At 65.0% G+C, this 15,017-nt stretch carries 12 protein-coding genes; 11 read left to right on the top strand and 1 reads right to left on the bottom strand.

Annotated features, from left to right (window positions below; genetic code table 11):
* Nucleotides 1-177 precede the first annotated feature (177 nt).
* From ftsE to IM816_RS16945, 11 genes are all read left to right on the top strand, one after another.
* Nucleotides 178-867 carry a cell division ATP-binding protein FtsE gene (gene ftsE, locus IM816_RS16995; RefSeq protein ID WP_218184746.1) on the top strand — a complete coding sequence of 230 codons (690 nt, stop codon included), beginning with the start codon at nucleotides 178-180 and terminating at the stop codon, nucleotides 865-867.
* Nucleotides 864-1,844: a permease-like cell division protein FtsX gene (ftsX, locus tag IM816_RS16990; protein WP_250338991.1), complete on the top strand. Its 981-nt coding sequence runs from the start codon at nucleotides 864-866 to the stop codon at nucleotides 1,842-1,844. The genes ftsE and ftsX overlap by 4 nt, the downstream gene beginning before the upstream one ends.
* Before the next feature lie 16 nt (nucleotides 1,845-1,860).
* The gene (locus tag IM816_RS16985; RefSeq protein ID WP_250338990.1) at nucleotides 1,861-2,700 is read left to right on the top strand and encodes a response regulator; all 840 of its coding nucleotides are present in this window, start codon (nucleotides 1,861-1,863) and stop codon (nucleotides 2,698-2,700) included.
* A complete protein-coding gene (gene ung / locus IM816_RS16980; protein WP_250338989.1) occupies nucleotides 2,697-3,398 on the top strand; it encodes a uracil-DNA glycosylase in 702 nt (233 codons plus the stop codon). Before IM816_RS16985 ends, ung begins: the two co-directional genes overlap by 4 nt.
* Nucleotides 3,399-3,602: 204 nt before the next feature.
* Nucleotides 3,603-4,463 (top strand): RNA polymerase sigma factor RpoH, encoded by an 861-nt coding sequence (rpoH, locus tag IM816_RS16975; protein WP_072322378.1) that lies wholly within the window; start codon nucleotides 3,603-3,605, stop codon nucleotides 4,461-4,463.
* A gap of 76 nt (nucleotides 4,464-4,539) precedes the next feature.
* A complete protein-coding gene (locus tag IM816_RS16970; protein WP_250338988.1) occupies nucleotides 4,540-5,220 on the top strand; it encodes a response regulator transcription factor in 681 nt (226 codons plus the stop codon).
* Nucleotides 5,204-6,568 (top strand): sensor histidine kinase, encoded by a 1,365-nt coding sequence (locus tag IM816_RS16965; RefSeq protein WP_250338987.1) that lies wholly within the window; start codon nucleotides 5,204-5,206, stop codon nucleotides 6,566-6,568. Before IM816_RS16970 ends, IM816_RS16965 begins: the two co-directional genes overlap by 17 nt.
* A 100-nt stretch (nucleotides 6,569-6,668) precedes the next feature.
* Nucleotides 6,669-9,872 carry an efflux RND transporter permease subunit gene (locus IM816_RS16960; RefSeq protein ID WP_250338986.1) on the top strand — a complete coding sequence of 1,068 codons (3,204 nt, stop codon included), beginning with the start codon at nucleotides 6,669-6,671 and terminating at the stop codon, nucleotides 9,870-9,872.
* Entirely contained in the window at nucleotides 9,862-11,037 is a 1,176-nt protein-coding gene (locus IM816_RS16955; protein WP_250338985.1) for an efflux RND transporter periplasmic adaptor subunit, read from the top strand. Before IM816_RS16960 ends, IM816_RS16955 begins: the two co-directional genes overlap by 11 nt.
* Entirely contained in the window at nucleotides 11,024-12,445 is a 1,422-nt protein-coding gene (locus tag IM816_RS16950; RefSeq protein ID WP_250338984.1) for an efflux transporter outer membrane subunit, read from the top strand. Before IM816_RS16955 ends, IM816_RS16950 begins: the two co-directional genes overlap by 14 nt.
* Nucleotides 12,446-12,528: 83 nt before the next feature.
* Nucleotides 12,529-13,950 (top strand): coniferyl aldehyde dehydrogenase, encoded by a 1,422-nt coding sequence (locus IM816_RS16945; RefSeq protein WP_250338983.1) that lies wholly within the window; start codon nucleotides 12,529-12,531, stop codon nucleotides 13,948-13,950.
* A gap of 50 nt (nucleotides 13,951-14,000) precedes the next feature.
* Here the strand turns inward: IM816_RS16945 and tal are convergent, their stop codons facing one another.
* Nucleotides 14,001-14,954, bottom strand: a complete 954-nt coding sequence (gene tal / locus IM816_RS16940) for a transaldolase (RefSeq protein WP_072322385.1) — start codon at nucleotides 14,952-14,954, stop codon at nucleotides 14,001-14,003.
* Nucleotides 14,955-15,017: the final 63 nt, after the last annotated feature.

Here is a 15,017-nt window from a genome sequence, read left to right as displayed (position 1 = left end):
GCGGGCTTGCGGTGGGAGCCAGCCTGCTGGCGATAGGGGCTTGCCTTGCTGCTACACCGCTTCGTTGGCTTTTCGCCACCAGGGTGGCTCCTACCTTTGTTCCGTGGGCTTCTCGCCACCATGGCGGCGCCCACAATTCCTCACTACATCCCTTATCCTCTCGAGATTCACGGGCCAATGGGTGATGCGGTGATCGGTTTCGATCTGGTGAGCAAACGGTACGAGGGCGGTCACCAGGCCCTTACCGATGTGTCCTTCCACGTCGACGCGGGCGAGATGGCCTTCGTCACCGGACACTCCGGCGCGGGCAAGAGCACGCTGCTGAAGCTGCTGGCAATGATCGAGCGCCCCACCAACGGCGTGGTCACGCTCGACGGCCAGAAACTCAATACGGTTCGCCCCGGCGATATCCCCCGTATACGACGCAAGCTCGGCATGGTCTTCCAGGACCATCGCCTGCTGCTCGACCGCACCGTGTTCTCCAATGTGGAACTGCCGCTGGTCATTGCCGGCGTTCCGCCCGCCGATCGTGGCAGGCGAGTGCGCGCAGCGTTGGAAAAGGTCGGCCTGCTGAGCTACGAGAAGCAGCTGCCTGAGGCACTTTCCACGGGCGAGCAGCAACGCGTGGGCATCGCGCGCGCCATCGTCGCCAAGCCGGCGGTGCTCATCGCCGACGAGCCCACCGGCAATCTCGACCCGCAACTGGCGATGGAGATCATGACCTTGTTTGCGGAATTCCAGGCCGTCGGCACGGCCGTGCTCGTCGCCAGCCACGACCTGATGTTGATCAAGCGCATGAAGAAGCGCGTCGTCGTGCTCGACCACGGCAAGCTGATCGCCGACGTTCCGGCCACGGAGGTCATATGAACGCCGTCCGCGAACCTCGCAGAGCCCCCGAGCCGGAAAAGACCCGCCGCAGCGAACCGCGCAAGCTCGGCGCCTGGCGCGAGCACCACGCGTGGAGTATGTCGATCAGCCTGCGCCGGCTCGGTGCCCGGCCGCTGGGCACGCTGCTCACGGTGGCCGTGATGGGCGTGGCGCTGGCGCTGCCGCTGGCGTTCTATCTGTTGCTCGGCAACGTCCAGCGGATGGGCGATGCGCTTGGCCGCAATCAGTCGATCAGCGCCTTCATGAGGCCCGGCCAGAACGCCGCTATGGCCCAGACCGCCGCCTCGGCGCTTCGCGGGCGGCCGGAAGTGGCCGACATAGTCGTCCGCACGCCGAAGGACGGCTTGGACGAGCTTGCCGAAGTACAGGGTTTTTCCGGCGCCTTGCAGTCACTCGACGTGAACCCGCTGCCCTACGTGCTTTCGGTGCAGCCGAAGCCGGGCCTCAGCGCCGACGATGTCGGGCGGCTGGTCGACGCCATGAAGGCCACGCCGGGCGTGGACATGGTCCAGGACACCGGTGCGTGGCGGCAGCGACTCGATGCATTGCTCGGCGTGGGCGGCCGTGCCGTGGCGCTCCTGGCCTTGCTGCTCGGTGTCGCCGCCTTGCTGGTGGTGGGCAATACCATCCGCGTCGATATCCAGAGCCGCAGTGCGGAGATCGGCGTCCTGCTGCTGATCGGCGCGAGCCGGCCCTTCGTTCGCCGGCCTTATCTCTACACCGGCATCTGGCTGGGTTTCCTCGCGGGCGTGCTCGCGGTGGTGCTCGCCGTAGTGCTGGAACTGGCGATGGCGGGGCCAGTGGGGCGGCTGGCGGCCGCCTACGATGGCAGCGTCACCTTCGGCGGACTCCCTGCGTGGCTGCTGCTTTCGGTACCCTTTGCTTCGGCCGTGCTGGGGTGGCTCGGGGCGAGGCTCGTCAGCGCGCGGCAAATTCGCCGCGCCACGGCGGCCTGACGAAAAGGGGGCGGGGTTGGCAACTCAGATCGGATCACGTGACGGCGGCGCGACGCCGCGCATTCTGGTGGTGGACGGCTCGAAGGTCGTGCGCCAGTTGATCGCCCGCGTCGTCACGGCCGAAGTGCCGGGCGTGGAGATCGTCGGCGTAGCCACAGGGGCCGAAGCCCAGGCCGAGTTGCAGCGCGGCGTGTTCGACTTCGTGACCATCGCGTTGCGCCTGCCGGACATGGATGGCCTCGATCTCGCCCGCTTCGTCCGCGAGTCGGCACCGCAGATCTACATGCCCATCGTCGTTGTCTCCGGCGATGTGGAACAGCGCCTGCACCGGCGAGAGCTGGGCGAATTCATCACCGACTATTTCGATAAGTCCCTGGGCTTCGGCGCCCTGGCGGAATTCATTCGCGGCTACGTGCGCCCCGAAGGCGGCGCGGAAGGCGAAGTCCTCTATGTGGAAGACAGTCGCGTCGTCGCGCTGGCGACGCGCCGCATGATGGAAAAGTACGGGCTCACCGTGCATCACGTGATCAGCGCGGAAGACGCGCTCGATCATCTCCACGCGGCGCGAGCGCGTGGCGAGGTCGGCGCGGACGTCGTGCTGACCGACGTCAGCCTGAAAGGCGAACTCACGGGTGGCGATCTCGTCGAGCGCATTCGCAACGACTTCGGCTACGGCAAGGGCCAACTGCCCACGCTCGTGATGACGGGCGACGAGAATCCCGCCAATCAGGCCGCGCTGTTGCGCGCCGGTGCCAACGATCTGGTCGAGAAGCCGGTGGAGGAAAAGCTCCTCATCACCAAGCTTTTGTTCCAGCTCCGTGTTGCTCAGCATCTGCGCGAAAGGATGGCGCATTGAACGATCGCGTGAAACTCGAGCCCTCCTGGAAGGAGCGGATCGGCCCGTATCTGGACCGCCCCGAGATGCTCGCCCTGTCGGACTTCCTGCGGACGGAAAAGGCTGCCGGCAAGGTGATCTATCCCCCGGGGCCTGAGATTTTCAACGCTTTCGCCCACACGCCTTTTCACAGGGTGCGCGTGGTCATCCTCGGCCAAGACCCGTACCACGGCCCCGGACAGGCGCACGGCCTCAGTTTCTCCGTGCGTCCCGGTGTGCGTGTGCCACCGTCGCTGCAGAACATGTTCAAGGAAATCGAGGACTGCCTCGGCATCCCTCGCCCGGACCATGGCTGCCTCACGCCCTGGGCCGATCGCGGCGTGCTGTTGCTCAACGCGGTGCTCACCGTGGAAGCAGGGCAGGCCGGCTCGCACCAGGGCAAGGGGTGGGAGGGCTTCACCGACGCGGCCATCGACGCACTCAACCGGGAGCGCGAAGGGCTCGTATTCATGCTCTGGGGCAGCCACGCCCAGCGCAAGGGCCAGCTCATCGACGGCAAACGCCACCTGGTCCTGCGCAGTGTGCATCCCTCGCCGCTGTCCGCCCACCGCGGCTTCATGGGCTGTGGCCACTTCGCCAAGGCCAACGCCTACCTCGAGTCCCGCGGCGAAACGCCGATCGACTGGTCGCTGCCGCCCCGGGCGGCGTTGGCGCCGTAGCGTTAAGCGGTCCAGCCGCCGCTGCCGACCGTGCCCGTCAGCGAACCACGCCGTACCGCTCCTGAATCGATCAAGCCAGCCCCTGGACATGCCTAACCTATTTCTGTACCATTGAGTACAGTTAACCGATGAACTTCGGGCCGACTTAGCACTCTCATCCCGGGACTGCTAATCTGCGTACAAGACTTTCAGGAGGTTCCACACATGTCACAAGCCCTCGCCACCCGTAACTACGGGCTACCGAGCGTCGTCGGCAGTCTGGATTCCTATATCTCGGCGGTCCATCGCATTCCGGTGCTCAGCCTTGACGAGGAGCAGTCGCTCGCGCGGCGCTTCCATGAGGAAGCCGACCTCGACGCCGCCAAGCAACTGGTGATGTCGCATCTGCGTTTCGTGGTCCACGTGGCTCGCGGCTATAACGGCTACGGCCTGCAGCTTTCCGATCTCATCCAGGAAGGCAACATCGGCCTGATGAAGGCGGTGAAGCGCTTCGACCCGGACCAGGGCGTTCGCCTGGTCAGCTTCGCGGTGCACTGGATCCGTGCCGAAATGCACGAATTCATCCTGCGCAACTGGCGCATCGTGAAGGTCGCCACCACCAAGGCGCAGCGCAAGCTGTTCTTCAACCTGCGCAAGAGCAAGAAGCGTCTGGGCTGGATGAACGCAGAAGAGGTGCGCGTCGTGGCGAATGACCTGGGCGTGCCCGAGGCCACCGTTCGCGAGATGGAGTCCCGTTTGTCGGGCCGCGACGTGGGCTTCGAAGCCCCGGCTGATGCGGATGACGACGAGAAGCCGGCACCGGCCGCGTTCCTGGTCGACGAAGGCGCGGACCCGTACGACAACCTCGCCGAGGAAGACGCGAGCAACAACCAGATGGGCGCGCTGTCCTCGGCGCTCGGCAATCTGGATGACCGTTCGCGTGACATCATCCAGCGCCGCTGGTTGGCCGAGGACAACAAGGCCACGCTGCAGGATCTTGCGGACGAGTACGGCGTTTCCGCCGAGCGTATCCGCCAGATCGAGGCGAATGCGATGAAGAAGATGCGGGTTGCCATCGCGGCCTGATCCATCGGCGGCGTAAGATCCGGAACGGCCCCCTCGGGGGCCGTTTTCCGTTGTCACCATGCGGGAGTCCAACCTGATGCTCAGGGCCCTGGTCATCGAAGACGATGAGGTCACTGCTCGCGACATCGTCGCGGAGCTGGGTGCGCACGGTCTCACGGCCGACTGGGTCGCGAATGGCCGCGACGGTCTGCAACGTGCGCTTGCCGATGGTTACGACATCATCACTCTTGATCGCATGCTTCCCGGCATGGACGGCATCGACGTCGTCTCCGCATTGCGCCAACGCGCGATCGACACGCCGGTGCTCATGATCAGTGCGTTGTCCGATGTCGACGAGCGCGTGCGCGGTCTGCGCGCCGGCGGCGACGACTACCTCACCAAGCCGTTCGCGCCCGACGAATTGGCCGCACGGGCCGAGGTGCTGCTGCGCCGACGCCGGCCTGCTGCCAACGAAACGCGCCTGCGCGTAGCGGACCTGGAGCTGGATCTCGTGCGGCACAACGCGCAACGTAACGGGCAGGCACTGACCTTGTTGCCCACGGAATTCCGTCTGCTCGAATTCCTCATGCGCAATGCGGGGCAGGTCGTGACCCGGCAGATGATCTTCGAACACGTCTGGGGCTTTCATTTCGATCCGGGCACCAACGTGATCGACGTCCATATCGGTCGCCTTCGCCGCAAGATCGACGGCGCCGGCCAGCTGCCGCTCATTCGCACCGTCCGCGGCTCGGGATACGTCCTTGCGCCCGCTGACTGACGCCTGGCGTTCTGCCACCTCGCGCCTGATCATCATCTACGGCGCATTGTTCGCCATCTGGTGCGTGGTGCTCCTTGGTGTCGTGCAATGGGAAGCATCGCGTTATCTGTCGGGTGTCGTCGATCAGATGCTCGCTGCGCGTATCCATTATCTCGAGCGCACGGACCCGCGGCGCCTGCCTGCTACCGTGGAGGCTGCCAGCGAAGTGGACGTGCAGGGCTACATGTGGATCGGCCTGTTCGATGCACAGGGAAGGCGAATCGCCGGCAACATCGCCACCGTGCCGCGCGAGCTGGGGCAGGATGGCGTGGTGCTTCCGCTTGAAGCCACCCTCGACAGTCCCACACGAAAGGCGACGGCACGCGTGCGAGGCATCACGCGCGAGTTGCCGGACGGCAGCCGTATCGTCGTCGCCAAGGAAAGCACCACCATCGACGGTATCGGCGCGATCATCCGACGTGGCGTGCTGTGGGGCCTGTCGCTCACGTTGATTCCCGGGCTGCTGGGCGGCGTGCTGATTGCGCGCGGCCCTGCGCGACGCATCCGTGCGATCCAGCAGGCGATGGAACCGATTCGCGAGGGCGATCTCAGCGTGCGCCTGCCGGTCAGTCGCGGCGGCGACGAAGTGGACCTGCTTGCAGCGACCGTGAACACCACACTGACCGAGATTGAACGCCTGCTCGGCGAGGTCAAGGGAGTCAGTGACAACATCGCTCACGACCTGCGCACGCCGCTGACCCGCATGCGTACGCGCTTGTATCGCTTGCAGCAACAGTTCGAAGGAAAGCCGGAAGGCGAGCAACTCGACGCCTGCGTTGCCGAGATCGATACCGTGCTGGCGCGATTCCGCGCGCTCTTGCGCGTGTCGGAGCTGGAAGATCGCCAACGCAGTGCCTGCTTCGAGAACATGGATCTCGGCACCGTGCTGCGTAACGTGCACGAGTTTTATGCGCCGCTGGCCGAAGACCGCGAGCAGCGCTTCGAGATCGAGGTGGGCAAGCTGCCCCTTCTGCGCGGCGATCCGCAGTTGATGTTCGAGGCATTCGCCAACCTCGTCGGCAATGCGATCAAATTCACCCCGAACGGTGGCACGGTGCGCCTGGTCGCATCGACCGACGCCGGTGGCGACGCCCGCGTGGACGTCGCCGATACCGGCCCCGGTATTCCCGTCGCCGAACGCGAAGCGGTGTTCCGCCGCTTCTATCGCGGCGACGAGACGCGATCCAAGCCGGGCTGCGGGCTCGGTCTGGCCATCGTTGCCGCGATCGTGCGCCTTCATGGATTCTCGCTCTCGGTCGGCGGCAACGAGAAGGGCGCGGTGTTTTCCGTGACCTGTCCCGCGATCTAGGGCTCGGTAAACAGCCCCTAAATAAATCTTAACTACGCCCACGATTCCTTACGGCGCAAAATTCGCGGTGACGCAACATCGCGCTCGGAATCCGTCCCCCATGATTGGCATCGTCCGGATCGCACTCACGCGGCCGTATACCTTCATCGTCCTCGCGTTGCTGATTCTCATCGTCGGTCCGCTCGCTGCACTGCGCACGCCTACGGACATCTTTCCGGACATCAAGATTCCGGTGATTGCGGTGGTGTGGCAGTACAACGGCCTGCCGCCTGATCAGATGGCGGGACGCGTGTCGTCGCCGTTCGAGCGCGTGCTCACCACCACGGTGAACGACGTGGAGCACATCGAAGCCAGTTCGATCCAGGGCTTCGGCATCATCAAGATCTTCTTCCAGCCCACCGTGGACATTCGTACGGCGAACGCGCAGGTGACCGCCGTGGCGCAGACGCTGCTGCGTCAGTTGCCCCAGGGCACCACACCGCCGTTGATCCTCAACTACAGCGCCTCGACGGTACCGATCATCCAGCTGGCGCTGTCAGGCGAAGGTCTCACCGAGCAGAACCTCGCCGATCTTGGCCTCAACATCATCCGCCCGCAGCTCGTCTCGGTGGCCGGTGCAGCCATTCCGTACCCGTTCGGCGGCAAGACGCGCCAGGTGCAGATCGATATCGATCCGCAGGCGCTGCAGGCACGCGGCCTCTCCGCGCAGGACGTGGCGAATGCGCTCGCCGCGCAGAACCTGATCACGCCCGTCGGCACGCAGAAGATCGGCCGCTTCGAGTACACGTTGCAGCTCAACAACTCGCCGTCGGCGATCGACGAGCTGGGCAACCTGCCGGTGAAAGCGGTCAACGGCGCCACCGTGTTCATTCGCGACGTGGCGCACGTGCGCGACGGCTCTCCGCCGCAGACCAATATCGTGCACGTCAACGGCGATCGTTCAGTGCTGATGACGGTGCTGAAGAACGGTTCCGCGTCAACGCTCGCCATCATTGCCGGCGTCAAGGAGCGCGTCGCCTCGATGAAGGACGCCTTGCCGGCGAACCTCAAGATCGCGCCCATCGGTGATCAGTCGCTGTTCGTCAGCGCTGCGATCGAGGGCGTGGCCCGCGAGGGTGTGATCGCCGCGGCGCTCACGAGCCTCATGATTCTCCTGTTCCTCGGTAGCTGGCGATCGACGGTGATCATCGCCACGTCCATCCCACTCGCCATTCTCGGCTCGATCGCCGCGCTGTCGGCGCTGGGCGAGACGATGAACATCATGACCCTGGGCGGCCTGGCGCTGGCGGTAGGCATCCTCGTCGACGATGCCACCGTGACGATCGAGAACATCAACTGGCACCTGGAGCAGGGCAAGGACGTCGAGACCGCCATCCTCGATGGCGCCGCGCAGATCGTGACGCCTGCGTTCGTGTCGCTGCTGTGCATCTGCATCGTGTTCGTGCCGATGTTCTTCCTCGACGGCGTCGCCCGATTCCTCTTCGTGCCGATGGCCGAGGCGGTGATGTTCGCGATGATCGCGTCCTTCATCCTCTCCCGCACCCTTGTGCCGACAATGGCGAAGTACCTGCTGCATCCCCATTCGCATGACGATCCGCATGGGGACGGGAAGAAGCCTTCGCGTAATCCGCTGGTGCGCTTCCAGCGCGGATTCGAAGCACGCTTCGAACGGTTCCGCGAGAACTACCACGGGCTGCTCGCCCTGGCCTTGCAGCATCGAAAGGTGTTCACGATCGGCTTTATCGCGTTCGTCGTGCTGTCGTTCGCGCTCGTTCCGATGCTGGGTCGCAACTTCTTCCCCGCGGTGGATTCCGGGCAGATCCTGATGCATGTGCGCGCGCCAGTGGGCACGCGCGTGGAAGAAAGTGCGCGGTTGTTTGCCGAGGTCACCGATGCGGTGCGTCGTGTCATTCCGAAGGACGAGTTGGGCACGGTGGTGGACAACATCGGTCTGTCGTCATCGGGCATCAACAATACCTACAACAACACCGGCACGATCGGCTCGCAGGATGGCGACATCCAGATCGCGCTGAACGAAGGCCACGCACCGACGGCTGATTACGTGCGCTCGCTGCGCGAGACGCTGCCTCGGGAGTTTCCAGGCGTCACGTTCTCCTTCCCGCCGGCCGACATCATCAGCCAGATCCTCAACTTCGGCTCGCCTGCACCGATCGATCTGCAGATCCGCGGTCCGAACCTGCCTGCGAATTTCGCCTATGCGAACCGCCTGCTGCGCGAGATCCGCCGCGTGCCGGGTGTCGCCGATGCGCGTATCCAGCAGTCGCAGACGAGCCCGGGCTTCAACGTCGATGTGGATCGCAGCCGCGCACAGCAGGTGGGCATCACGGAGCGGGACGTCACCAGCAGCCTTGGCGTGAATCTCGCGGGATCGAGCCAGATCGCGCCGACCTTCTGGCTCAATCCGGCCAACGGCGTGTCCTATCCGATCGTGATGCAGACGCCGCAATACAGCCTGGACAGCCTGCCCGATCTGGAGAACGTGCCGATCAGCCCGAGCAGCGGGAACGCCGGTGCGCAGATCCTTGGTGGTCTCGCCACCGTATCGCGCACCGCGACCAATGCGGTGGTAAGCCAGTACAACATCAATTCGATGGTGGAAATCTACGCCACCACGCAGGACCGGGATCTCGGCGCCGTCGCCGCTGACATCCAGAAGATCATCGAGGCGAACAAGAAGGCGCTGCCCAAGGCGTCGAGCACGGTCCTGCTGGGTCAGGTGCAGACGATGAACAACGCGTTCTCGGGTCTGATTTTCGGCCTGCTGGGAGCGATCGTGCTGATCTACCTGTTGATCGTGGTGAACTTCCAGTCGTGGAGCGATCCGTTCGTCATCGTGACCGCGCTCCCCGCGGCCATTGCGGGCATCGTCTGGATGCTGTTCGCGACGCATACCACGCTGTCGGTGCCAGCGCTCACGGGCGCCATCATGTGCATGGGCGTGGCGACGGCCAACTCGATCCTCGTCGTGAGCTTCTGCCGCGAACGTCTCGCGGAGCTGGGTGACGCGACGGCGGCAGCACTTGAGGGTGGCTTCGTGCGCTTCCGTCCTGTGCTCATGACTGCGCTCGCAATGATCATCGGTATGGCGCCCATGGCGCTTGGTCTTGGCGAGGGTGGCGAACAGAATGCGCCGCTGGGGCGTGCCGTGATCGGCGGTCTCGTCTTCGCCACGGTTGCCACGCTGTTCTTCGTCCCGGTCGTCTTCAGCATTATCCACGCACGGCGTGGTCACCCGTCACCCACCCCGGCGAACGCTTCCGGAGAGCCCGTCCATGTCGCCTGATACGTTGCACACACCTCCGCCGCGCCGGCTTCGTCTGGCCGGCATCATCGTTGCGATCGTCGTGCTCGCGATCGTCGTGGCCGGCGTAGCGACGCGCGCCAACGACTCGCGCAAGCTACGCGAATGGACCGATCAGCAAGCCGTCCCCACGGTCAGCGTGGTGACGCCAGAAGGCGGGCAGGGCGGCGGTGAGCTCAATCTTCCCGGTCGCCTCGCCGCCTATACGCGCGCACCGATCTTTGCCCGCACCAGCGGATACCTGAAGTACTGGAAGGCAGACATCGGGCAAAAGGTGAAGGCGGGCGACGTGCTCGCGGAGATCGAAACGCCGGATCTCGACCAGCAGCTGCTGCAGGCCAAGGCCGATCTCGCGAGCGCGCGAGCCAACGAGGCACTGGCGCAGACGACCGCCAAGCGCTGGCAGGCGATGCGCGATTCCGATTCGGTGTCCAAGCAGGAAGTGGACGAGAAGGTGGGCGACTACGACGCCAAGCACGCGTTGGCCCAGGCGGCGCAGGCCAATCTCGAGCGGATCGAAGCGTTGAAGGGTTTTGCGAAGCTGGTGGCGCCGTTCGATGGCGTGGTGACGGCGCGCGAAACCGACGTGGGTGCGTTGATCAACGCAGGCGGTGGCGGCCAGGAACTGTTCGTGATCTCGGACGTGCGCAAGCTGCGCCTGTACGTGAACGTGCCGCAGAACTACGCGCCATCCATCCAGCAGGGCGCCACGGTGAAACTCACGGTGCCGGAGTACCCGGGGCAAACGTTCAAGGGCACGATCGAGGCCAGCTCCTCGGCGATCAATGCGGCCTCGGGAACGACGCTGGTGCAGGTGCTGGTCGACAACAGCGACGGCAAGCTCCTGCCCGGAGGTTATGCCAGTGCGACCTTCGATCTGCCGGCCAACGCGTCGCTGTTGCGCGTGCCCGCGAGCGCGCTGGTCTTCGACGACAAGGGCCTGCGGGTCGCCGTCGTCGATCGCGACAACAAGGTGACGTTCAAGCCGGTCACCATCGCTCGCGACTTCGGTAAGACGGTGCAGCTCGGTTCCGGCCTTGCCGCGGGCGATCGACTGATTGAAAGCCCGCCGGATGGTTTGGCCGATGGCGATACGGTGCGCATCCAGGTACCCAAGACCGCGGAAGGCGATCATGCCAAGGCTTGATTGGGTCGCCATGGCGGTCGCCACGTGCGTGTCGCTCGGGCTGTCGGCGTGTTCGCTCGCGCCTGCGTACAAGGTGCCCGAGACACCTGTCGCGGAGCACTATGCGAATGCGTCGGGTCCGTGGGTCGAGGCGACGCCGGCCGATCATCTCGATCGCGATGGCTGGTGGAAGCTCTACGGCGACGCGCGCCTCGACGACCTGCAGGCGAAGTTGCTGGCGAACAACGCGACGCTCGCCGCGGCACTGGCGCACTATCAGCAGTCGGTGGCGTTTACTCGGCAGGTGAGTGCCGGCCTGTACCCGCAGGTGGGATTGAACAGTAATGCCTCACGCAATCGCCAATCGGATACGCGTCCGTTACGCGGCGCCACGTCGCCGACCTACTACGATTCGTACACGGTCGGCGGTCAGCTCGACTACGAGATCGACCTGTGGGGTCGCGTGCGCGATACCGTCGCGGCGGGCACGGCGGAACAGGCCGCCTCGGCGGCGGATCTCGCGTCGGTGCGCCTCAGCCTGCAGGCCCAGCTCGCAGACAGTTATCTGCAGCTCAACGGATTCGATCGGCAGATCAAGGTGCTCAACGAGAGCATCGATGCGTTTGCGCGCGCACTCGAACTGACTCGCTCGCGCCACGAGGGCGGGATCGCTTCCGGCCTGGATGTGGCGCGTGCGGAGACCCAGCTGTCGAATGCGAAGTCGCAACTGACTCAGGCGCAGGCGCAGCGCGCGCTGGTCCTGCACGGCATCGCGGTGCTCGTCGGCGATTCCGCCTCGGGCTTTACCCTCGCGGCAAACGACGCGCCGGTGCAGGTGCCTTCCATTCCGCTTGAAGTGCCGTCGCTGCTGCTGCAGCGACGACCGGACGTTGCCGCCGCCGAACGACGTACGGCGGCGGCAAACGCGCGCGTGGGCGTGGCACGGTCCGCGTATTTCCCGCAGCTCACGCTGGACGGGCAAGGCGGGTGGCAGAGCGACCGTTGGGGAAGCATCGCCACCGCACCGAACCGGTTCTGGTCCATCGGGCCGACGCTATTGCTCAACGTCTTCGACGGCGGGCGTCGCAAGGCGGGCGTGGAGGCTGCGAAAGCCGCGACGGACGAAGCCGGCGCGCAGTATCGCGGTGTGGCGCTCGCGGCGTTCGCGCAGGTGGAGGACAACCTCACGCTGCTGCGCGATCTCGGCACGGCGCTGGTCGATCAGCGCGCGGCAGCAGCTGCGGCTCAGCGCTCGGTGGATCTCTCGCTCAATCGCTATCGCGAGGGCGCCGTGGGTTACCTCGACGTGGTGCAGGCGCAAACCGCGGCGCTGGATGCGCGTCGCAGCGTGATCGACCTGGAAACAAGGCAGCTTCGCGCCAGCGTGCAACTGGTGCGTGCGCTCGGTGGTGGGTGGAGCGCGTCATGAGATACGTTACCCGCCGCTCGCGGCAGCCGTAGGGCGCTGCGATGCGGGTGTGACCGTTATCGGCACGGGTCGGGGCGACGCGCATGCCACAACGCTATAGTGGCGGCATGCGTGACATCCTCGACCGCCAGAAACTCGCCCAGCTCAACGACGGCTCGCCCTCGGCCGCGTTGCGTATCGATCGTCTCGACCGCGCCATCGGCTTGCTGGTCGACCATGCCGCCGACATCGCCGACGCGTTGCGAGAGGACTTCGGTCATCGGCCGATCGTCGCGTCCATGGTCACCGATGTGGCGGCGTCGATCGAGCCGCTGAAGCATGCACGCCGTCACGTGCGGCAGTGGATGCGTCGGGAACCGCGCAAGGTATCGCCGGGTGCCCTGGCGTGGCTTGGCGCACGCGCCTGGATCGACTACCAGCCCAAGGGCGTCGTCGGGCTGATCTCGCCGTGGAATTTCCCGTTCAATCTCACCTTCGCGCCGTTGGCCGGGATTCTCGCTGCGGGAAACCGGGCGATGATCAAGCCTTCCGAATTCACGCCGCGCTCGTCTGCACTCATGCAGCGGCTGATTGCGGGGGCATTCGATGAGACCGAGGTCGCCGTTTTCACTGGCGACGCCGACGTGGGCGCAGCCTTTGCGGCGCTGCCGTTCGATCATCTGATCTTTACCGGCGCGACATCGGTTGCGCGACACATCCTTCGTGCGGCAGCGGACAACCTTGTACCGGTCACCCTCGAACTGGGCGGCAAGTCGCCGGCCATCGTCGGTCGCGACGCCGATCTGGACCTCGCCGCACGACGACTGATGTTCGGCAAAGCGCTCAACGCAGGCCAGGTCTGCGTCGCGCCGGACTACGTGCTCGTAGAGCGGAGCAAGGTGGACGCCTTGATCGGCGCATTGAAGAATGCCACGGTCGCGATGTTCCCCACCTTCGATGGCAACGCCGACTATGCGGCGATCGTCAACGCCAGGCACTTCGATCGCCTGTGCGGTTATCTCGACGACGCCGAAGCCAAGGGCGCCGTACGTCATCCGCTGCATGTTCAAAGCGGCAGGGCGGACGAGCGGCGGCTTGTACCTACCGTGCTGACCGGGGTGAACGACGGCATGGCGGTCATGCAAGAAGAAATATTCGGGCCGATCCTGCCGATCGTTCCGTATGACGCGATCGATGACGCCATTGCTTACGTCAACGCCCACCCGCGTCCGCTGAGCCTCTACTACTTCGGCGACGACCGCGTCGAAAGCGAGCGCGTACTTTCGCGGGTTGTGGCGGGTGGCGTCACGCTCAACGACACGATCGTGCATCTGACGATGGACGACCTGCCTTTCGGTGGCATTGGTCCGTCAGGCATGGGGGCGTACCACGGGGTAGACGGCTTCCGGACATTCAGTCACGCGCGTGCCGTCTATCGGCAGTCGCGCTTCGATGTCACGGCGTTGCTGCGGCCACCGTACGGGGCGGCGATAAAGCGCCTGCTGGCGCTGAAAATCCGGCGCTGACGCGCCACGCGAAGAGGTAACGCTCGATCCTCTTCGCGTGGTGGTGTCTCTTACAGCTTGGCGCCGAGCAGCTCTTCGAGCTTGCGCTGATCCACGGCGAACTTGCGGATGCCTTCGGCCAGCTTGTCGGTGGCCATCGCGTTCTCGTTGTGGCCCCAGCGGAACTTGGCCTCGGTGAGCTTCTCGGTGGCCGCTTCGCGGCGACCCATGTCCTTCAGCGCGACCGGCAGGGCGTCGTTCGTTTCGTCCAGTTCCTTCAGCAACTCAGGCGCGATCGTGAGGCGATCACAGCCGGCGAGTGCCTGGATCTGGCCGATGTTGCGGAAGCTGGCGCCCATGACGACCGTCTTGAAGTCGTGCAGCTTGTACCAGTCATAGATGCGGCGGACCGACTGCACGCCCGGATCTTCCTCGGGGGCGTAGGTCTTCTTGTCGGTATTGGCGACGTACCAGTCGAAGATGCGGCCCACGAACGGCGAGATGAGGAACACGCCGGCTTCGGCGCACGCCACGGCCTGCTCGAAGCTGAAGAGCAGGGTGAGGTTGCAGTCGATGCCTTCCTTCTGCAGCTTTTCTGCGGCGCGGATGCCTTCCCAGGTCGAAGCGAGCTTGATCAGCACGCGCTTGCGATCGATGCCGATCTCTTCGTACATGCCGATCAGGCGCTTGGCCTTCTCGATGGAGGCGGTCTCGTCGAACGACAGGCGGGCATCCACTTCGGTGGACACGCGGCCCGGCACCAGCTTGAGGATTTCGCGGCCGATCAGGACGGCGAGGCGGTCGCTGGCGTCGGTGAGCTGGCGATCACGGTCGCCGCCCTGGGACTTGGCCCACTGCACGGCCTCGTCGATGTAGCCCGCGTAGTTCGGGATACCGGCGGCCTTGAGCAGAAGCGACGGATTGGTGGTGGCGTCCTGCGGCTTGTACTTCTCGATGGCCGAGATGTCGCCGGTATCGGCCACGACGGTGGTGATCTTGCGGAGCTGTTCGAGTTGGCTGGTCACGTTGGGGGTTCCGTTACCTGATAAGGGATCTATTGTCGCGCCTATCGCCCGACAAATGTAGGC

The sequence above is a fragment of the Luteibacter flocculans genome, from assembly GCF_023612255.1.
Taxonomy (GTDB): Bacteria; Pseudomonadota; Gammaproteobacteria; order Xanthomonadales; family Rhodanobacteraceae; genus Luteibacter; species Luteibacter flocculans.
This window is presented reverse-complemented; position numbering and strand designations above follow the sequence as displayed.

Excerpts from the sequence above, each read along its gene's own strand:
- ftsE (WP_218184746.1), top strand. The coding sequence starts at position 178 with ATGGGTGATGCGGTGATCGGTTTCGATCTGGTGAGCAAACGGTACGAG.
- ftsX (WP_250338991.1), top strand. The coding sequence starts at position 864 with ATGAACGCCGTCCGCGAACCTCGCAGAGCCCCCGAGCCGGAAAAGACC.
- rpoH (WP_072322378.1), top strand. The coding sequence starts at position 3,603 with ATGTCACAAGCCCTCGCCACCCGTAACTACGGGCTACCGAGCGTCGTC.
- IM816_RS16970 (WP_250338988.1), top strand. The coding sequence starts at position 4,540 with ATGCTCAGGGCCCTGGTCATCGAAGACGATGAGGTCACTGCTCGCGAC.
- IM816_RS16960 (WP_250338986.1), top strand. The coding sequence starts at position 6,669 with ATGATTGGCATCGTCCGGATCGCACTCACGCGGCCGTATACCTTCATC.
- IM816_RS16955 (WP_250338985.1), top strand. The coding sequence starts at position 9,862 with ATGTCGCCTGATACGTTGCACACACCTCCGCCGCGCCGGCTTCGTCTG.
- IM816_RS16950 (WP_250338984.1), top strand. The coding sequence starts at position 11,024 with ATGCCAAGGCTTGATTGGGTCGCCATGGCGGTCGCCACGTGCGTGTCG.
- IM816_RS16945 (WP_250338983.1), top strand. The coding sequence starts at position 12,529 with ATGCCACAACGCTATAGTGGCGGCATGCGTGACATCCTCGACCGCCAG.